Genomic DNA, 18,143 nt, shown 5'->3' on the forward strand with positions numbered 1-18,143 from the left:
CTCCTACACACAAATGCACGCCCGGTGTTGTTGCAGGTGAAGCGCTTTGCAGCGATTGTAGGAGCGGCGTAAGCCGCGAAGCCGATAGATCCGCAGATCGCAGTCTTGCACGGCCTCGCACATCGCCAGCTTCGCGGTTTACACCGCTCCCACAAGCAAATGCATTGTCGGCGTTGCCGGAGGTGAACTGCTTTGAAGCGATTGTGGGAGCGGCGTAAGCCGCGAAGCCACTGCAGCATCAGATTGCAGTTCTGTCCGGCACCGACCTGCTGCCAGCCTCGCGGCTTATGCCGCTCCTACACACAAACGCATGCCCGGTGTTGCCGCAGGTGAATCGATTTGCTGCGGTTGTAGGAGCGGCATAAGCCACGAAGCTATTGCGCTGCCCGACGTAACGCTTGCATGGCCTCTGCCGAGCATGGCTCGGCACTACGGCCGACCGTCCTGCTACGCCTCCGGCAACACTTTGCCGGGATTTAGAATGCCGTCCGGGTCCAGTGCCTGCTTGATCGCGCGCATCGTCGCCAAGGTTCCAGTCGAAAACGCCTGCGTCATGAAATCGCGCTTGGCCAGGCCAATGCCGTGTTCGCCGGACAAGGTGCCGCCCAGTTGCAGGGCCAGTGCAAATACCTTCGGCAGCGCTGCATGTGCGCGCGCGTTCTCGTCGGCATCGTCGGGGTGGTACAGAATATTGACGTGCAGGTTGCCGTTGCCGGCATGGCCAAAGGTGACGATCGGCAGCTGTGCCTGCGCCGACAGCTGCTGCACGCCCTCAACCAGTGCTGGAATCTGCGATACCGGTACCACCACGTCTTCGTTGATCTTGCCCGGCGCGATGGTTTTCAACGCCGGCGACAAGGCACGCCGTGCCGCCCACAGCTTGTCGCGCGCGCTGCCATCGGTGGCCACGTCCAGCGCCAACATGCCATCGCCTTCGGCAGCTTCGGCCAGCGCATTGAGCAGATAGGGCAGGGTGTCGTCGTCGCCATCAGCGTCGATCAACAACATCGCGCCGGCCTCGGGCACCTGCGCGCCGTTGTGACGCAGCAGCTGCAGGCTGCGCGCGTCCATGAATTCCAAGGTGGTGGGTGTTACCGGCTGCGCCATCACCCGTGATACCGCTGCCGCTGCCGCTTCGGCATCGCGGTACAGCACGCGCAGGCCGGCCTGGCTGCGCGGGCGCGGCGTCAGTTTGAGCGTGGCTTCGACGATCAGCGCCAGCGTGCCTTCACTGCCGACCAGCAGATGGGTGAGGTCGTAGCCGGTGGAATCCTTGGTGTAGGGGCCGCCGCATTGAATCAGTTCACCAGTGCCGGTGACCGCCACCAGCCCAAGCACGTTGTCGCGGCTGGTGCCGTACTTCACCGCGCGCGGCCCGCCAGCATTGCAGGCCAGATTGCCGCCGATGCTGCAGATGTCCGCGCTGGACGGATCCGGCGGCCAGAACAACCCATGCGGCATCAATGCCTGCTGCAGGTCGCCGTTGAGCACGCCGGGTTCGACCACCGCACAGCGATCCCCGGGCCGGATGGCGACGATGCGGTTCATATGTGCGAACGACAGCACGATGCCGCCAGCGGTGGGCACGGCGGCGCCGGTGGTGCCGGTGCCGGTGCCACGGCCGACCAGCGGCACGCCGTGCTGGCGGCAGGCGCGGACGATGGCCTGCACCTGTTCGCGGGTGCGTGGCATCGCCACCCCCTGCGGCAGCGCATGTCGCCAGGAGTTGTCCTGGGCGTGCGCCTGCAGGCTGTGGGGATCGGTGCGCCAGTCATCGCCCAGCAGCTGTGACAGGGTGTGTGCAAACGCAGCAGGCAGTGAGTTCATGGCGGTGTCGATGATGCGGGGGTGCGGTGCTGGATCAGGCGCCAGCCGGTGACGCCGATCAGCAGCGGGAGCCACACCCAGCGCAGTTCCGAAAGAACGGTCTGCAGGCCGCGTGCGCTGAAGAAACTATTGGCGAACGGTGAGACGCGGATGGGCCGCCACGGCGCGAACAGGCGCTGGTCGCTCCACGGCCACCACAGCGCGACGCCGAGGCCGCCGGAAGTCAGCGCATCCAGCAAGGGATGCGACACGGCGCAGATGAACACGAAGGCCGCTGCCTGGATGCGGCTTGCCTGCAAGGCCCTGGCAAAGGGAAGGGCCAAGGCCGCCAGCAACATGGCGAACAGCAATGAGTGGCTGGCGCCGCGATGGCCAAAGTCATCGGCATAGGGAATATGCAGGGCGAAGGCCAATACATCGGCATCGGGCAGCATCGCCGCGACAACGCCTGCACCAAGCAGGCGCGTGGAAATACGTCCGCGCTCGCTGGCGCACCACAGTGCAAGTGGAATGGCGGCGTGGGTGAATATGCTTGGCATCAGCAGTCGTCGGCGCGGAACGCGTCGCGTATCCAGTTCAGGCGTGGCGGTTCGCCGCTGGCTTCGACCACATCGAAGCGGCAGGGGCTGTTGGCCAGCGCGGGGTGTTGGCTCAAATACAGCTGGGCCGCACGGACCAGCTTGCGGCGCTTGCCCAGATCAACCGACGCCGCGCCGCCGCCAAAAAGTGCCGAGCGGCGATAGCGCACTTCGACAAACACTAGGCTGGCGGCGATGGGGTCGTGCATCACCAGGTCCAGCTCGCCGCCGCGAAAGCGCACATTGCCGGCGCGCCAACGCAGGCCGGCTTGCTCAAGCAGCACGCGGGCAGCGGCTTCCACCGCTGCGCCGCGTTGGTGCTGCTCAGCGACCATCACCAATGGCAACCGGGCGGCCGGCACTGAAGGTGGACCATGCCGGTGTACGCAGCACATTGCCGAAGCCGTCCAGATGCAGCGTGCCGGTAGCGCCGCTGAGGCCGCCACCGGTGCTGGTGGCCAGCTTCTCCATGTAGGCCGTGATCTTCCAGGCGTCGTAGCCGAAGGCGAACAGGCGCCCGGCGCCGCCGCGTGCGGTGGGCAGGGTGGTGGCGACCGCGGCAGCGGCCGGCAAGCCGGCAACACCACGGCTGCTCCAGGCATCGGTCGGGAAGGCGATACCATCGAGCGCGGCATCTTCTTCGGCCTTGCCAGTCCCTGCGGTCAGCTGCGAGGTGCCGACGCGGCTGACTGCGCTCAGGCCAGCGAGAGCGAGCTGCGGCGCCAGAGCACGCGCCTGGTTGCCTTTGACGGCGAGCAGGATGGCATCGACGCTGCCGGCCTGGCGCAGCTGTGCGGTGATGTCGGCAGGGGCTTCGCTGACACTGATGGTGGCCGCGACCTTGCCGCCGCGCTCGCTGAAGCGTTCCTTGAAGGCGTTGCTGGAGCGCCGGCCGGCATCGTCATTGCTGGCGATCACCAGCACATTGCGGCGTTCGCGGCTGAGCAGGTATTCAGCGGCCATCAGGCCATCGTCTTCCGGTGCCAGCGAGAAAGCGGCATTGCCCGGCGGCGGTGCATCCTTGCCGCGGTTCAAGGCCAGCAGGGGCACCGGCAGCTCGCTGCGGTGGAACAGGGCATCCACTTCATCGCGACCCAGCGGGCCGACGATGAAATCCACGCCGCTGGCGACGGCCTTGTCATAGGCCGCACCGGCGCCACTGGCATTGCCCTTGGTATCGATGAAGTCGATAGATGGGCGGCGGCGGCTTTCACCGTAGTAACCGGCCAGCAGGCCGTCACGGACCGAGGCGCCTGCGGCGGCAAGATTGCCGCTGAGCGGCAGCAGTACTGCCATCTTCACGGGCGGGCGGTAGCCATCGGCATCGGCGGCCGGGCGCTTGCTGGTGTCCAGCTGCGCGGCGGTATCGCGGTCGAACGGGCGCGGCAGCGGCAGGCCGCGGCCGATCATGGCGCGCCCGGCATGGTTGTAAAGCGGATCGCCAACCGGCAGGGCGGCGGCGCGGCTGCTGAGGGTGGCATCATTCAAGCCGGCCAGCAGGCGGGTGATGGCGCGCTGGTTGTCATTGCGCTCGCTGCCGCTGAGCAGGGTGCCGGCGCGGGCGCGTTCGGCTGCGGCGCTGAAGGCATCGCCGGTGGTTTCCAGCGCCTGTGCGCGGGCCAGGTACCAGCGCGCCTGCAGCGGCGCCGGCAGCGTGCCCGGGTTTTCGGTCAGCACCTGCAATACGTTGGCCGGCTGCTTGTCGCTGAGTGCCAGCTCTGCCTGCAGCAGGTTGAAGCGCAAGCGGGTGGCGCCGGACAGCTGGCGCGGCTGTACCTGTGCCATCAGCATGCGCGCACGGGCGCTGTCACCGGCTTCGTGCCAGGCAAAGGCGGCATCGGCCAGCAACAGGCTTTTGCCGGCACCGCGGACCAGCGCGGCCTGGGCTTCCAGTTGCTGCGCGGCTTCGCGCGGTTTGCCCTGCTCAAGCAGGGTGATGGCCGCCTGCTGGGCGGGTGAGCTGGTCGGAGCAACGCTGGTGGTGGCGCAGCCGACGAACAGCAGCATCGACAATGACAGGGCGGAAATCCGTGCGACTGGCTTGTTCATTTAAGGTCCGTTCGACAGGGCGCGGCAGTGCCGGGCGGGGGAAACGGTAGGATTCTACCCTTGGCCCACGGAAATACCGATGATGAGTACTGCTGCTGCCACCTTGTATGTCGTTGCCACGCCGATCGGCAACCTTGGCGATCTGAGCCCGCGGGCACAGGAGGTGCTGCGTTCGGTGGCTGCCATCTGCGCCGAGGACACCCGTCATACCGGTCAGTTGCTGTCGCATTTCGGCATCAGTAAACCGCTGGTCGCCCTGCACGACCATAACGAAGAAGCCATGGCTGAGCGGGTGGTGGCGCGCCTGCTGGGCGGTGAGTCGCTGGCGGTGGTCAGCGATGCCGGTACGCCACTTGTCAGTGATCCGGGGTTTCGTCTGGTGCGTGCCGCGCGTGCGGCGGGGGTGAAAGTCAGCCCAATCCCAGGCGCCTGCGCGGCAATTGCCGCCTTGAGCGTGGCCGGTTTGCCCAGTGATCGCTTCGTGTTCGAAGGCTTCCTGCCGGCCAAGGGCGCGGCCCGGCGCGAGCGCCTGAACAAGTTGGCGGCCGAAACCGGCACCCTGGTGTTCTACGAATCCTCGCACCGCATTGCCGAGTCGCTGGCCGACATGGCGGGCGCTTTTGGCGGCGACCGGCCGGCGGTGGTGGCGCGGGAACTGACCAAACTGTTCGAGACCGTGCTTGATGGCAACCTGGACCAGCTGCTGGCCAAGGTGCTGGCCGATGACAACCAGCGCAAGGGCGAGTTCGTGGTGATGGTGCAGGGCGCGGGCGACGACGAAGAAGCGAAGATTGCCGAGGGGCGGCGGTTGTACGCCAAATTGAACGAGCACCTGCCGCCTTCCACCGCTGCCAAACTGGCGGCTGAACTGAGCGGTGCGCCGCGCAAGGCTTTGTATGGACAGGGCAGCAACGACTGAGGCGATGTGGGCGGCGGCCGACGCCGCCAGCCTGCGCGCGCAGCTGGACCTGCGCGAGCAACCGCTGGCCGGTGGCTCCGGTGCCGAGATCAAGACCCAGCGCGAGCGCTGGATGATGGTGCGCTGGTTGACCGTCTGGGCCTCGCAGCTGGATTACCCGGTGCGGGTGAGCAAGCGCGAGAGCCCGGATTTCATGGTCGACACGGGCAGCGGGCGGATCGGACTGGAATGCATGGAAGTGGTGCCGGAGGCCTTCAAGCAGTTGCAGGCCAAGTTGAACGGGATCAATTCCGGCTGGGTGCGGCCGGTGCCGGACCCGCGTGGCGGAGAAACGCGCAATGAGTGGGACAGCCCGTTGCTGCGGCAATTGCTGGCGGACACCTACGAAGGCAGCCCTTGGGCCGGTGACGAGCCGGAACGGCTGTGGGTGGAAGTGATGCGCTGGGCGGTGGAGAAAAAACGCCAGGTGCTGCACAAGCCGGCCTTTGCCCGCCAGCCGCGCAATGTGTTGTTGCTGTACGACAACTGGCCGTTGCCGGCGGTGGCCTTCGTCGAGGACGCGGATCCAGCCGTATTGCGGAGTTGGGCGGTGGCGGCGCTGGAGGAGTTGTCGCGGCAATTGCGCGACAGCGATGCGCATGCGGACTTCCAGCAGATCGACATCCTGCACGACGGCTGGCTGCTCTCGTTCACCACTGCAGGAGTGCAGCCCTTGCGTTACCGGATGCCTGCGGCTGAATGAAATGTTCGGCCAGTGGCGGGCTGGACGTGCGACAATACGCGCGGCGGAGTCGGCCAGACAGTCGCGTCATTCCTTCGGGAATGCCGAGGAAAGTCCGGGCTCCACAGGGCAAGGTGCCAGGTAACGCCTGGGCGGCGCAAGCCGACGGAAAGTGCAACAGGAAGATACCGCCGAACGGCCTTCGGGCGCGTGGTAAGGGTGAAATGGTGCGGTAAGAGCGCACCGCGAGTCTGGCAACAGACCGGCACGGCAAACCCCACCTGGAGCAAGACCAAATAGGGACCTAATGGCGTGGCCCGCGTCGGGTCCGGGTAGGTTGCTTGAGCGTTACGGTGACGTAGCGCCTAGAGGAATGACTGTCCACGACAAAACCCGGCTTATCGGCCGGCTCCGCCGCTTTTTCTGCCCGTCGGGCAGAAAAAGCCCCAAAGTTTTGCGGAGCAAAACTTTGGGCCCCAGGCCTCTGTCCTCCAATTCCCCGCGCCTGTCGGCGCGCCCCCTTTACTAAAGGGGGCTGTTGCTCTTCGGATTTTTTGCTTGGCTCGCTGCGCATCGTGGCTGGGAGAAGTGCGGCTATGGCTTTTGCTGCGCCTGGCCCTGGCTTTGGCTTTGGCTGTGGCTGTGGCTTTGGCTTTGGCTTTGGCTGTGGCTGTGGCTTTGGCTGTGGCTGTGGCTTTGGCTTTGGCTTTGGCTTTGGCTGTGGCTGTGGCTGTGGCTTTGGCTTTGGCTTTGGCTTTGGCTGTGGCTTTGGCTTTGGCTGTGGCTTTGGCTTTGGCTTTGGCTTTGGCTGTGGCTGTGGCTTGGGCTTTGGTTGTGGCTCCAGCCTTGCTGTTCTCTTTCCCTTCTCCCGCTTGCGGGGGAAGGTGCCCGGAGGGCGGATGGGGGGAGCTTTTGATCTTGCTTTGGCTGTGGGCTAAAGCCAAAGCCAAAGCAAGATCAAACTCACCCCTCCCCAACCCTCTTCGGCCAAAGGGAGGGGGTTAGGAGCCCAAGCCTTCTTTTCCAATCTCCACACGCGTCTCCCCCAGGTACACGCCATCCGGCCCGAAACGGCGCTCGTGGATGAATCCCCCTCCATCCGTGCCGATCGCCACGATGGTGCTGGCGCGGGTGCCGTAGTCGGTTCCGCGTATGAACGCGCTCGACAAGCGTCGTTCCAACGCCAGCGGAACACCGGTAGCAGGTAGTTGTGCGTCCGCGGCCTGCTGCTCATCGGCCAGCGCAGCCCAAAGCGGTTCCAGGCCGTCATTCCCTGTGGCCAGCCAATTCTCAAGCACGCCCATCAAGCGGCGGGTCTTGGGCCAGGGTGCGTCCAGGGCGCCGTTGGACATGCCATGCACGCCCGGCGTCAGGTCGCGTCTGGCCTGTGGATGGTTGCTGAGGTAGCTGCAGTTTTCCGCGTCCGCCACCAATAGATTGAACGGTGCAAACGCCGGAGCCTTGCTGACCAAGTGGTCGGCATAGTCCGTGGCGGACTGTCGGCCAGCCAGGTAGCCGGCGATCAGTTCGCCGCGCGAGGGTCCGCCTGCTGCCGCCGTTGGATCGCGCACGTTGGTTACCACGGCGGCCTGTCCGTGCAGGTTCACTCCCATCCAGCTGCCGCCCGAGCGCAGGTCGCGGCCGGCGATCAACTGCTCCTGTGGCGCAGGCCAGTGCCCGAGGGCTGCGGTGGGGCGGGCGTGGAATTCGTCACGGTTGCCCGCCATGAGCAGGCGCCAATGCGGGTGGGCTTTCCAGGCGATGGCGACCAGACACATGCAGCAAGTGTGCCGTTTTGCGCGGCCGCCAGCTATCAGTGCCTGAATGGCGGCTGGGTTGGGGGCCCGTTTTCACGCCGCCTCTACACCACTGAATTTCATACGAATCTCAAAATTTGAGACGAAACAGTAACTTGTGGATAAACCTTGAACAACTCTCTAAACATTGGCGCAAACCATTGATGCGACAGGCGATTTTGTGCGCTGAAAGTTGTTGACAACCCTAAGCTCGCTGCTAAGGTGGGCATCAGAGGGAAAACCGGGTTTTTTGTGGTTTTTCGTGGTTCAATGACTTCCCAAGCAAAACGGACGAAGGGTGCCATAGGCGTGTTCCAGGGTGAGACTGCCATCACGGTTGATGACAAGGGACGCATGGCGGTGCCAACCGCCTACCGCGACCTTGTTGCGCGTGCGAGTGGCAACCGCCTGGTGCTGACCTACAACCCCTTCGAAGCCGGTTGCCTGTGGTTGTATTCAGAGCAGGAGTGGGAGCGGGTGCGGGACGACGTAATGGCAAAGCCCAATACCCAGCGCGTAGTGCGCACCCTGCAGCAGAAGCTTGTCGGCTCGGCCGCCCATCTGGAACTGGATGGCAATGGCCGTATCAGCCTGCCGTCCAGTCACCGCAGTGCGGTGGGCATCGAGAAGAAAGCAGTGCTGATGGGCATGGGTGAAAAGTTTGAATTGTGGAGCGAGCAAGCGCATCGCGCACTGATCCAGCAGACGTTGTCTGACGAGGATCTGGGCGATGGGCTTCTCGATCTGAAGTTGTGAGCCGGGGTGCCCGGGTGCGCGGTGAAGCGCAGGCCGGTCACCCAACGGTGTCGCAGCCGCCGGCGGCTCACCTGCCGGTGCTGTACGCCCAGGTCCTTGACGGCCTGAGGGTGATCGAAAACGGTACTTATCTGGATGGCACGTTCGGTCGTGGCGGTCACGCTGGCGGCGTGCTGCGCCAGCTTGGCCCGGACGGGCGCTTGCTGGTGATGGACAAGGACCCCGAAGCCATTGCCGTGGCCGAGCGCGACTTCGCGCCGGACGGCCGTGTCGCCATCTATCGCGGCAGCTTTGCCGATCTGCTGGATTGGAGCGAAACCGCTGACGGTCTGGACGGTGTTCTGTTCGACCTGGGCGTGTCTTCGCCCCAGCTCGACGTGGCCGAGCGTGGTTTCAGCTTCGGCAAGGACGGCCCGCTGGACATGCGCATGGACCCGGACTCGGGCGAGAGCGCTGCACAGTGGTTGAACCGCGCCGAAGATCGCGAGATCGCCGATGTGCTGTTCACCTATGGCGATGAACGCCAGAGCCGCCGCATTGCCCGTGCCATCGTTGCCCGTCGCGACAAGCAGCCGTTCACGCGTACCGCTGAACTGGCCGAGCTGATTGCTTCGGTGATGCCGCGTGGCAAGGACAAGATCCATCCGGCCACACGCAGCTTCCAGGCCATCCGCATCCACATCAACCGCGAACTGGCCGACCTTGAAGCCGGCCTGGATGCGGCGATGGCGCGGCTCAAGCCCGGTGGCCGGCTGGCGGTGATCAGCTTCCATTCGCTGGAAGACCGCATCGTCAAGCAGTTCATGAACCGCCATGCCAAGGCGCCGCCGACCAATCGTCGGCTGCCGGAACTGCAGGCCTTCGTGCCGACGCTGGATCTGATTGGCGGTGCCATCAAGGCCGATGACGACGAGCTGGCGATGAACCCGCGTTCGCGCAGTGCGGTGCTGCGGGTGGCACAGAAGCGCGAGGTGGCTGGATGAGCCGCCTGCTGTTGATCGTCCTGCTGGCGTGCACGATTGCCTCGGCCATCGGCGTGGTGTTCATGCGCCACCGCCATCGCCAGCTGTTTGTCGAGCTGTCCAAGCTTGAGCATGCACGCGACGAGATCAACATCGAGTTTGGCCGCCTGCAGCTTGAGCAGGCGACCCTGGCCCAGGCCACGCGCGTGGACCAGGAAGCGCGTGGCCGGTTGGGCATGAAGTTCCCCGAAGCCACTGACATCGTGGTGATCCGGCCATGACCAAGCCCGGCCGCAACCGTACCCGTACGCAGTTCAATCTGCGCAACCGCATGCTGATGGTCGGCGTGGGGCTGGGTCTGTGTGCGGTCACGCTGGTCGGCCGTGCGGCCTATGTGCAGTTGATCAACAACGATTTCTACCAGCGCGAAGGCGAGGCCCGCTTCCTGCGCGATGTGCCGATCCCGACCTCGCGCGGCATGATCACCGACCGCAATGGCGAGCCGGTGGCGGTGTCCACGCCGGTGGCTTCGATCTGGGTCAACCCGCAGGAACTGCTGCGTACGCCGGAGCGTATCCCGGAGCTGGCGCGCGCGCTGTCGCTGCCGGTGGATGAGCTGACCACCAAGCTGACCCAGAAGGCCGACAAGGAATTCATGTACCTGCGCCGCCGGATCAATCCGGATGTGGCCGAGCAGGTGGTGGCGATGAAGATCCCCGGCGTGTTCGCGCAGCGCGAGTTCCGTCGCTATTACCCGCAGGGTGAGGCGATGGCGCATGTGCTGGGCTTCACCAATATCGATGATCTCGGCCAGGAAGGGCTGGAGCTGGCCTTCGACGAATGGCTGCGCGGCAAGCCCGGCGCCAAGAAGGTCATCCGCGACCGCAAGGGCGCCATCGTCGAGAGCATCGACCTGGTGCGTCCTGCCGAGCCGGGCAAGGACCTGACCCTGAGCATTGACCGCCGCATCCAGTTCCTGGCGATGCGCGAGCTGCGCAATGCGGTCACCACCAACAAGGCCGCCGGCGGTTCCATCGTGATCATGGATGTGGCCACCGGCGAAGTGATGGCCATGGCCAACCTGCCGACCTACAACCCGAATTCGGTCAGCGGCGCCACCCCGGACACCCGCCGCAACCGTGCGGTCACCGATCTGGTCGAGCCCGGCTCGACGATGAAGCCGCTGACCATTGCCACGGCGCTGCAGAACCATGTGGTCACTCCCGATACGGTCATCGACACCAACCCGGGTTACATGTCGCTGGGCCGCTACACCATCCGCGACGTGCCGCGTAACAACGGCGTGCTCAATGTCACTGGCGTGATCACCCGCAGTTCGAACATCGGCGCGGCCAAGATCGTGGCGCGCATTCCGGACCAGACTTTCTACGACTCGGTGCGTGGCTTTGGCTATGGCGTGGCCCCGCACAGCGGCTTCCCAGGCGAATCCGCCGGCGTGGTCGCGCGGCCGGGCAGCCCGAGCTGGTACGGCACCACCAAGACCACCATGTCCTATGGCTACGGCCTGTCGGTTACGCCGCTGCAGATCGCGCAGGCGTACTCGGCGCTGGGCAATGGCGGCCAGGTCATCCAGCCTACTTTCATCAAGGGCCAGCGCAATGAAGCGCGTCAGGTCGTTGATCCGGAAGTTGCGCGCGAAGTGGTGCGGATGATGGAAACCGTGGTCACCAACGGCGGCGCCAAACAGGCGGCGATCCTGGGTTACCACGTCGCCGGCAAGACCGGCACCGCGCGCAAGAACGGCCCCAACGGCTACGAGCGCGGCCATTACAACTTGCTGTTCGCTGGCCTGGTGCCGGCGACCAATCCGCGCTTTGCCGCGGTGATCGTGGTCAACGATCCGCAGGGTTCGCTGCAGTACGGCGGTCTGGTGTCCGCGCCGGTGTTCCATCACGTGATGGAAGGCACGCTGCGTTTGATGGACGTGCCGCCGGACGACATCCAGTCCTGGCTGGCGGCGCAGGCCGCAGGCAAGGTGGGTGGCAAGCCGGGCAGCAACCTGGCGCCGTTGCCGATTCCGCAGGACCCGGACGAGGCGCCCAATGCCGCGGCCGAATTTGATGCCGCACTGCCGACGGCCGTCGCTCCGACGCCTGCCGCCACGGAGGTGCGCCAGTGAGCCACACAATGAAGTTGTCACAGCTGCTGCCGGATCTGGCCCTGTCACAGGACCCGCAGATCGGTGGCCTGGTATTGGATTCACGGCATGTCCGCGCCGGTGATGCGTTTGTCGCAATCGCCGGTTTTGGTGCGCATGGACTGGGCTTCGTCGAGCAGGCGAAGGCCGCCGGCGCTGCCGCGATCCTGTTTGATCCGCCGGCACCGGCGGAGCTGCCGGCACCGGCTGATGCCATCGCCGTGCCCGGCCTGCGCACGCGCATGGGCGCGATGGCCGACCAGTTCCACGGCCAGCCGTCGCGGGCGATGACCATGGTTGGCGTCACCGGCACCAACGGCAAAACCTCGACCGTGCAGCTGCTCGGCCAGGCCTGGCAGTTGCTGGGGACGGTCAGCGGCTCGATCGGCACGCTGGGCGTTGGCCTGTACGGCGCCGTTGTGCCGACCGGCTTCACCACGCCGCTGGTACTGCAGATGCACGAAGTGCTGGCGCAGCTTCGCGATGCCGGTGCCAAGGCAGTGGCGATGGAAGTGAGTTCGCACGCCTTGGATCAGGGCCGCGTCGATGCCGTGCATTACGACGTGGCGGTGTTCACCAACCTCACCCGTGATCATCTCGACTATCACGGTGACATGGAGGCCTACGGCGCGGCCAAGGCCAAGCTGTTCCATCGTCCGGGCTTGAAGGCGGCGGCGATCAATCTTGACGATGCCTTCGGCCGTGAGCTGATCACCACGCTGGCCGCCGACGTGCAGGCAATCGGCCTGAGCTCGACCGGCCAGGCCGGCGCTGTCATCCGCGCCGAGAAGCTGGTGCTGGACGGGCAGGGCCTGGGCTTCGATCTGGTCATCGGTGATGAGCGCCACGCGCTGCGCTCGCCGCTGCTGGGCCGCTTCAATGTCGACAACCTGCTGGCTGTGGCCGGTGCGCTGCATGGCCTGGGCGAGTCCAGCGCCAACATCGCCAAGGTGCTGGGCCAGCTGCAGCCGATCCGTGGCCGCATGAACCGCCTCGGTGGCCATGGCGAACCCACGGTGGTGATCGACTACGCCCACACCCCCGACGCATTGGAACAGGCGCTGCGCAGCCTGCACGGTCACCTCGATGGCCGCCTGCTGTGCGTGTTCGGTTGCGGTGGCGAGCGTGATACCGGCAAGCGCCCGCAGATGGCGGCCATTGCCGAAGAATTGGCCGACGTGGTGTTCGTTACTGACGACAATCCGCGCGGCGAGAATGGCGACGTGATCGTCGCCGACATCATGGCCGGATTTGCCGATCCGTCGCAGGTCAACGTGCAGCGTGACCGGGCCAGCGCAATCAGCGCGGCCGTCACCCACGCAGGTCCCGGCGACATCGTGTTGATCGCCGGCAAGGGCCATGAGCCCTACCAGGAGATTGCAGGTATCAAACATCCTTTCGATGACACCGATGTGGCATCGCGCGCGCTGCAGGCGCGCCGCTCCACGAACGCGGAGGTGCGCCAGTGAAGCGTGCGCCCCTGTCGCTGATCGCCCATTGGGCCGGTGCCGAGATCCACGGCGACGACGTCAGCATCGATGCGGTAAGCAATGACAGCCGCAGCTTGGCCGCCGGCAGCCTGTACGTCGCCCTGCGCGGTGAGCGCTTCGACGGCCATGAGTTTGCCGCCAGCGCGGTCGAGCAGGGCGCCAGCGCGTTGCTGGTCGAGCGCCTGTTGCCGTTGGAAGTGCCGCAGATCGTGGTTGCCAACACCGAGCTGGCGCTTGCGAAGATTGCCGCCGCGATGCAGCAGCAGCGCGCCACCCGCGTGTTCGCCATCACCGGCAGCAACGGCAAGACCAGCGTGAAAAACCTGCTGTTGGCGATCCTGCAGCATGCTGCTGCGGTTGCCGGCCAGCATGTATATGCCACGCCGGGCAACCGCAACAACGAGATCGGCCTGCCGCTGGCGGTGATCGATGCGCCGGAAGATGCCGATTTCGCCATCTACGAGATGGGCACCGGCAAGCCGGGTGACATCGCCTACCTGACCGCCATCGCCGCACCGGATGTGGCCATCGTCAACAATGTCGCACCAGCACATCTGGAGCGCATGGGCAGCCTGCTGGAGATCGCCAATACCAAGGCAGCCGTCTACGACGACCTGCGCGATGGTGGTGTTGCGGTGATCAACGCCGACGATGCTTTCTCCCCTTACTTTGCTGCGCGCGCAGGTGGCCATCAAGTGGTCCGCTTCGGCCTGGAAGTCAGCGCCGATGTGACTGCTACCGGCATCGTGCTGGACGAGGCCGGTTCACGCTTCCAGTTGCATGCGCCGCAAGGCCAGACCGAGGTGACGCTGCAGTTGCCGGGTCGGCACAACGTGCTCAACGCATTGGCTGCTGCAGCGATGGCGCTGGCGGCTGGCATTGCGCTGCCGTTGGTGGTCGAAGGCCTGGCGCAGGCGCGCCCGGTTGCAGGCCGCCAGGTAGCCCACGCGCTGGACAACGGCGCGGTGTTGATCGACGACAGCTACAACGCCAACCCGGGTTCACTGGCTGCGGCGATCACCGCGCTGGCAGCGGGCAAGGGCGAAGGTTGGCTGGTGCTGGGTGACATGCGCGAGCTGGGCCCGGACGCGCAGGCGCTGCATGCGCAGGCCGGCCTGCGTGCGCGCGAAGCCGGCCTCAAGCGGCTGTACGCGCTGGGCCCGCTGAGCGCAGCGGCAGCGGCGGCCTTCGGCGAAGGCGGGCGTCACTTCGACTCGCACGCCGCGCTGGCTGCCGCACTGGAAACCGAACTTCATGCTGGCGTGCGTTGCCTGGTCAAAGGCTCGCGCGGCAGCGCCATGGACAAGATCGTGACTGCGCTGTTGAAGCGCGGCGAGGACACTACACATGTTGCTTGAATTGGCCCGTTGGCTACAGCAGTTGGACGGCCTGTTCCGGTTGTTCAACTACATCACTTTCCGCGGCATCCTCGCTGCGCTGACCGCGTTGTCGCTGTCGCTGTGGTTGGGGCCGATGGCGATCCGTCGCCTGGCCCAGCTCAAGGGCGGTCAGCCGATCCGCAAGGACGGCCCGCAGTCGCATTTCTCCAAGGCCGGTACGCCGACCATGGGTGGCGGCTTGATCCTGACCACCGTGCTGGTGTCGGTGCTGCTGTGGGGTGACCTGCGCAACCGCTATGTGTGGCTGGTGCTGGTGGTGATGCTGTGCTTCGGCGCCATCGGCTGGTACGACGACTGGTTGAAGATTGCCAAGCGCGACCCGAACGGCCTGAAGTCGCGTTGGAAGTACGCGCTGCAGTCGATCTTCGGCCTGGCCGCAGGCATCTTCCTGTACAAGACTGCGGTGGTGCCGGCCGAGCTCACCTTCTACATCCCGATGTTCAAGTCGATCGCGCTGCCGCTGGCAGGCATCAGCTTCGTCGCCATTGCCTACTTCTGGATTGTCGGCTTCTCCAACGCGGTCAACCTGACCGACGGTCTGGATGGTCTGGCAATCATGCCGACGGTGCTGGTGGCCTGTGCGCTGGGTGTGTTCGCCTATGCCTCGGGCAATGCGGTGTTCTCCAGCTACCTGCAGATCCCGCAGATTCCCGGTGCCGGTGAACTGGTCATCATCTGTGCGGCGATTGCCGGCGCGGGCCTGGGCTTCCTCTGGTTCAACACCTATCCGGCCATGGTCTTCATGGGCGACGTCGGCGCGCTGGCGCTGGGTGCGGTGCTGGGCACCATCGCGGTGATCGTGCGCCAGGAACTGGTGCTGGTGATCATGGGCGGCGTGTTCGTGATCGAAACCCTGTCGGTGATGATCCAGGTGGCCTCGTTCAAGCTCACCGGCAAGCGCGTGTTCCGCATGGCGCCGATCCATCACCACTTTGAACTGAAGGGCTGGCCGGAGCCGCGCGTGATCGTGCGCTTCTGGATCATCTCGGTGGTGCTGGTGCTGATCGGCCTGGCAACCCTGAAGGTACGGTGATGGACGACTACTCGCGTCAGGCAACCCGACTTGAAGCCATTGGTGGCAGCTACGACAAGTGGCTGCTCGGCGCCGCCGTGGCGCTGGCTTCGATCGGGATCGTGATGGTGGCTTCCAGCTCCATCGCGCTGACGCAGAGTCCGTTCTATTACCTCACCCGCCATCTGATCTTCATCGCCATCGGCGTGGTCCTGGCCGCGGTGACGATGCGGGTGGAGCTGAAGGAAATCGAGAAGTACAACCAGCTGCTGTTGCTGGGCTGCTTCGCGCTGCTGATCGTGGTGTTCATCCCGGGCCTGGGCAGCAGCGTCAACGGCGCGCAGCGCTGGATCAACCTGGGCTTCTCCAAGTTCCAGACCGTGGAAGCGGTCAAGGTGCTGTACATCGTCTGGTTGTCCAGCTATCTGGTGCGCTTCCGCGACGAGGTCAATGCCACCTGGCAGGCCATGCTCAAGCCGGTCGGCGTGGTCGGCGTGCTGGTTGTGCTGCTGCTGCTGCAGCCTGACTTTGGTTCCTCGATGCTGCTGCTGGGCATCACCACCTGCATGCTGGTGCTGGGCGGCGCGCAGATCACCCGCATCATCCTGCCGGTGCTGCTGCTGTTGCCGGGCCTGATCGCGCTGGTGATCTTCGAGCCCTACCGCATGCGCCGCGTGACCTCGTTCATGGATCCGTGGCAGGACCAGCTGGGCTCGGGTTACCAGCTGTCCAACGCGTTGATGGCCATCGGCCGTGGCGAGTGGACCGGCGTTGGTCTGGGGGCCTCGATCCAGAAGCTCAACTATCTGCCTGAGTCGCATACCGACTTCATCTTCTCGGTGATTGCCGAGGAGCTGGGTTTCCTGGGTGTGTGCGGCATCATCAGCCTGTACGTGTTGCTGGTCGGCCGTGCGTTCTGGCTGGGCATGCGCTGCATTGAAATGCGCCGCCACTTTGCCGGGTATATCGCCTTCGGCATTGCGCTGTGGATCAGCCTGCAGACCTTCGTCTCGATCGGCGTCAACCTGGGCATGCTGCCGACCAAGGGCCTGACCTTGCCGCTGATTTCTTCCGGCGGCTCCAGCGTGATGATGACCTGCGTGGCGATGGGCCTGCTGCTGCGCGTGTCCTATGAATACAACCGTGCGGTGCGCCGCCAGGAAGTACGCGAGGACCTCGACGGCGCCGAGCTGGATGTGGCCGAAGCGCACGAGAGCGAACCGGCCGAGCCGCGCAGCGAAACCGCTACCGCAGTTGCCGCTGCCATGCAGAGCAGTGCCGCGCGCGGCACCAGCCGCATGCAACAGCGGGTCGAGCCGACCTTCGGGAGGATCGCCTGATGGCCGGCCCGAACACCAAGCAGGACCTGCGTCCGGTGATGATCATGGCCGGCGGAACCGGCGGTCATATTTTCCCGGGTCTGGCCGTGGCCAAGGTGTTGCGCGAGCGTGGCATCCCGGTCACCTGGCTGGGCGCCGACGGTGCGATGGAAACCCGATTGGTGCCGCAGCACGATATCCATGTCGATACGCTGGCCATCTCCGGCCTGCGCGGCAAGGGCAAGCTGGCCTTGCTGGGTGCACCGATGCGTGTGCTGCGTGCGATCCGTGGCGCTGGCTACGTGCTGCGTGATCGCCAGCCGCGTGCCGTCGTCGCGTTTGGCGGTTTTGCATCCGGTCCAGGCGGCATCGCCGCACGCCTGCACGGCTTGCCGCTGCTGGTGCACGAACAGAACCGCGCGCCGGGCATGACCAACCGCATTCTGTCGCGCTTTGCGCGGCGCGTGCTGAGCGGCTTCCCGGGCAGCTTCGCCGGCGGCAAGGAAGAAGTGGTCGGCAATCCAGTGCGCGCTGAAATCGCCGCATTGGCAGCGCCGGAACAGCGTCTGGCCGGTCGTAGCGGCCCGATGCGGGTGCTGGTGCTGGGCGGCAGCCAGGGCGCACGTGCACTGAACAACGCCATGCCCAAGGCTTTGGCCGCGCTGGGTGACAGCGTCGCCATCGAAGTCTGGCACCAGTGCGGCGAGAAGCTGCACGAAGAAGCACTGCAGGCCTATCGCGGCGCAGGTGTGGAAGGCCGCGTCGACATGTTCATCAAGGACATGGCCGCCGCCTACAGTTGGGCTGATCTGGTGGTGTGCCGTTCCGGCGCGTCGACCCTGGCCGAGTTGTGCGCGGTGGGTATCGGCAGCGTGCTGGTGCCGTTCGCCGCCGCAGTCGATGACCACCAGACCCGCAATGCCGAATATCTGGTTGAACGCGGCGCTGCCGAACTGCTCAAGCAGGACGATGCACTGGCGATCAACCTGGAAGGCGTGCTGCGCACGCTGGCAAACAATCCCGGCCACCGCATGCAGATGGCGCAAGCCGCGCGTGGGTTGGCCAAGGTCGATGCGGCCGAACGCATCGCAGACATCATTCTTGAGGAAGCAGCATGAACACGGCATCGCGCACCCGCGCCAGCCACACCGGAGGC

At 65.4% G+C, this 18,143-nt stretch carries 16 protein-coding genes and 1 other RNA gene; 12 read left to right on the plus strand and 5 right to left on the minus strand.

The annotated features are described in order from the left end of the window. Positions 1–447: 447 nt before the first annotated feature. From ACVOKO_RS16720 to ACVOKO_RS16735, 4 genes are read right to left on the minus strand one after another with little or no spacing between them, the layout of a single operon-like run. The gene (locus ACVOKO_RS16720; protein ID WP_346500001.1) at positions 448–1,827 is read right to left on the minus strand and encodes an FAD-binding oxidoreductase; all 1,380 of its coding nucleotides are present in this window, start codon (positions 1,825–1,827) and stop codon (positions 448–450) included. Then, positions 1,824–2,366, minus strand: coding sequence for a metal-dependent hydrolase (locus ACVOKO_RS16725; RefSeq protein ID WP_346500003.1), 543 nt, complete (start codon positions 2,364–2,366; stop codon positions 1,824–1,826). Before ACVOKO_RS16725 ends, ACVOKO_RS16720 begins: the two co-directional genes overlap by 4 nt. Beyond that, positions 2,366–2,740: a YraN family protein gene (locus tag ACVOKO_RS16730; RefSeq protein WP_346500046.1), complete on the minus strand. Its 375-nt coding sequence runs from the start codon at positions 2,738–2,740 to the stop codon at positions 2,366–2,368. Before ACVOKO_RS16730 ends, ACVOKO_RS16725 begins: the two co-directional genes overlap by 1 nt. Beyond that, a complete protein-coding gene (locus tag ACVOKO_RS16735) occupies positions 2,730–4,454 on the minus strand; it encodes a penicillin-binding protein activator (RefSeq protein ID WP_346500005.1) in 1,725 nt (574 codons plus the stop codon). The genes ACVOKO_RS16730 and ACVOKO_RS16735 overlap by 11 nt, the downstream gene beginning before the upstream one ends. 82 nt (positions 4,455–4,536) lie before the next feature. Here ACVOKO_RS16735 and rsmI point away from each other — a divergent pair, with 82 nt between their 5' ends. The 3 genes from rsmI to rnpB all read left to right on the plus strand — a co-directional run bounded on the left by rsmI (position 4,537) and on the right by rnpB (position 6,511). Beyond that, on the plus strand, positions 4,537–5,373 hold the full coding sequence (gene rsmI / locus ACVOKO_RS16740; RefSeq protein WP_346500007.1) for a 16S rRNA (cytidine(1402)-2'-O)-methyltransferase: 837 nt from the start codon (positions 4,537–4,539) through the stop codon (positions 5,371–5,373). Beyond that, on the plus strand, positions 5,351–6,115 hold the full coding sequence (locus tag ACVOKO_RS16745) for a hypothetical protein (protein WP_346500009.1): 765 nt from the start codon (positions 5,351–5,353) through the stop codon (positions 6,113–6,115). The genes rsmI and ACVOKO_RS16745 overlap by 23 nt, the downstream gene beginning before the upstream one ends. Before the next feature lie 45 nt (positions 6,116–6,160). Further along, positions 6,161–6,511, plus strand: an RNA gene (rnpB, locus tag ACVOKO_RS16750) — RNase P RNA component class A. A gap of 584 nt (positions 6,512–7,095) precedes the next feature. Here rnpB and ACVOKO_RS16755 read toward each other — a convergent pair. Then, complete coding sequence (locus tag ACVOKO_RS16755) at positions 7,096–7,872, minus strand: NRDE family protein (RefSeq protein ID WP_346500011.1); 777 nt, start codon at positions 7,870–7,872, stop codon at positions 7,096–7,098. Between the two features lie 288 nt (positions 7,873–8,160). Between ACVOKO_RS16755 and mraZ the strand changes: the two genes are divergently transcribed. Genes mraZ through murG form a run of 9 tightly spaced genes read left to right on the plus strand, consistent with a single transcriptional unit; the run spans position 8,161 to position 18,105 of the window. Next, positions 8,161–8,646, plus strand: coding sequence for a division/cell wall cluster transcriptional repressor MraZ (mraZ, locus tag ACVOKO_RS16760; RefSeq protein ID WP_346500013.1), 486 nt, complete (start codon positions 8,161–8,163; stop codon positions 8,644–8,646). Positions 8,647–8,660: 14 nt separating this feature from the next. Continuing rightward, positions 8,661–9,629, plus strand: coding sequence for a 16S rRNA (cytosine(1402)-N(4))-methyltransferase RsmH (gene rsmH, locus ACVOKO_RS16765; protein WP_346500048.1), 969 nt, complete (start codon positions 8,661–8,663; stop codon positions 9,627–9,629). Next, positions 9,626–9,889 carry a cell division protein FtsL gene (ftsL, locus tag ACVOKO_RS16770; RefSeq protein ID WP_057627457.1) on the plus strand — a complete coding sequence of 88 codons (264 nt, stop codon included), beginning with the start codon at positions 9,626–9,628 and terminating at the stop codon, positions 9,887–9,889. Before rsmH ends, ftsL begins: the two co-directional genes overlap by 4 nt. Continuing rightward, entirely contained in the window at positions 9,886–11,748 is a 1,863-nt protein-coding gene (locus ACVOKO_RS16775; RefSeq protein ID WP_346500016.1) for a peptidoglycan D,D-transpeptidase FtsI family protein, read from the plus strand. Before ftsL ends, ACVOKO_RS16775 begins: the two co-directional genes overlap by 4 nt. Before the next feature lie 8 nt (positions 11,749–11,756). Beyond that, positions 11,757–13,235 (plus strand): UDP-N-acetylmuramoyl-L-alanyl-D-glutamate--2,6-diaminopimelate ligase, encoded by a 1,479-nt coding sequence (locus ACVOKO_RS16780; RefSeq protein WP_346500018.1) that lies wholly within the window; start codon positions 11,757–11,759, stop codon positions 13,233–13,235. Then, positions 13,232–14,614, plus strand: a complete 1,383-nt coding sequence (locus ACVOKO_RS16785) for a UDP-N-acetylmuramoyl-tripeptide--D-alanyl-D-alanine ligase (protein ID WP_346500020.1) — start codon at positions 13,232–13,234, stop codon at positions 14,612–14,614. Before ACVOKO_RS16780 ends, ACVOKO_RS16785 begins: the two co-directional genes overlap by 4 nt. Further along, entirely contained in the window at positions 14,604–15,689 is a 1,086-nt protein-coding gene (gene mraY / locus ACVOKO_RS16790) for a phospho-N-acetylmuramoyl-pentapeptide-transferase (RefSeq protein WP_057627465.1), read from the plus strand. The genes ACVOKO_RS16785 and mraY overlap by 11 nt, the downstream gene beginning before the upstream one ends. Then, positions 15,689–17,008 carry a putative lipid II flippase FtsW gene (ftsW, locus tag ACVOKO_RS16795; protein ID WP_346500023.1) on the plus strand — a complete coding sequence of 440 codons (1,320 nt, stop codon included), beginning with the start codon at positions 15,689–15,691 and terminating at the stop codon, positions 17,006–17,008. The genes mraY and ftsW overlap by 1 nt, the downstream gene beginning before the upstream one ends. Next, positions 17,008–18,105: an undecaprenyldiphospho-muramoylpentapeptide beta-N-acetylglucosaminyltransferase gene (gene murG / locus ACVOKO_RS16800; RefSeq protein WP_346500025.1), complete on the plus strand. Its 1,098-nt coding sequence runs from the start codon at positions 17,008–17,010 to the stop codon at positions 18,103–18,105. Before ftsW ends, murG begins: the two co-directional genes overlap by 1 nt. The last annotated feature ends 38 nt before the right edge of the window (positions 18,106–18,143 follow it).

Source organism: Stenotrophomonas sp. STEN240 (assembly GCF_056756175.1).

Excerpts from the sequence above, each read along its gene's own strand:
- ftsL (WP_057627457.1), top strand. The coding sequence starts at position 9,626 with ATGAGCCGCCTGCTGTTGATCGTCCTGCTGGCGTGCACGATTGCCTCG.
- ACVOKO_RS16730 (WP_346500046.1), bottom strand. The coding sequence starts at position 2,740 with ATGGTCGCTGAGCAGCACCAACGCGGCGCAGCGGTGGAAGCCGCTGCC.
- ACVOKO_RS16775 (WP_346500016.1), top strand. The coding sequence starts at position 9,886 with ATGACCAAGCCCGGCCGCAACCGTACCCGTACGCAGTTCAATCTGCGC.
- mraY (WP_057627465.1), top strand. The coding sequence starts at position 14,604 with ATGTTGCTTGAATTGGCCCGTTGGCTACAGCAGTTGGACGGCCTGTTC.
- ACVOKO_RS16735 (WP_346500005.1), bottom strand. The coding sequence starts at position 4,454 with ATGAACAAGCCAGTCGCACGGATTTCCGCCCTGTCATTGTCGATGCTG.
- ACVOKO_RS16745 (WP_346500009.1), top strand. The coding sequence starts at position 5,351 with ATGGACAGGGCAGCAACGACTGAGGCGATGTGGGCGGCGGCCGACGCC.
- ACVOKO_RS16720 (WP_346500001.1), bottom strand. The coding sequence starts at position 1,827 with ATGAACTCACTGCCTGCTGCGTTTGCACACACCCTGTCACAGCTGCTG.
- ACVOKO_RS16755 (WP_346500011.1), bottom strand. The coding sequence starts at position 7,872 with ATGTGTCTGGTCGCCATCGCCTGGAAAGCCCACCCGCATTGGCGCCTG.
- murG (WP_346500025.1), top strand. The coding sequence starts at position 17,008 with ATGGCCGGCCCGAACACCAAGCAGGACCTGCGTCCGGTGATGATCATG.
- ftsW (WP_346500023.1), top strand. The coding sequence starts at position 15,689 with ATGGACGACTACTCGCGTCAGGCAACCCGACTTGAAGCCATTGGTGGC.
- mraZ (WP_346500013.1), top strand. The coding sequence starts at position 8,161 with ATGACTTCCCAAGCAAAACGGACGAAGGGTGCCATAGGCGTGTTCCAG.
- ACVOKO_RS16725 (WP_346500003.1), bottom strand. The coding sequence starts at position 2,366 with ATGCCAAGCATATTCACCCACGCCGCCATTCCACTTGCACTGTGGTGC.
- rsmI (WP_346500007.1), top strand. The coding sequence starts at position 4,537 with ATGAGTACTGCTGCTGCCACCTTGTATGTCGTTGCCACGCCGATCGGC.
- ACVOKO_RS16780 (WP_346500018.1), top strand. The coding sequence starts at position 11,757 with ATGAAGTTGTCACAGCTGCTGCCGGATCTGGCCCTGTCACAGGACCCG.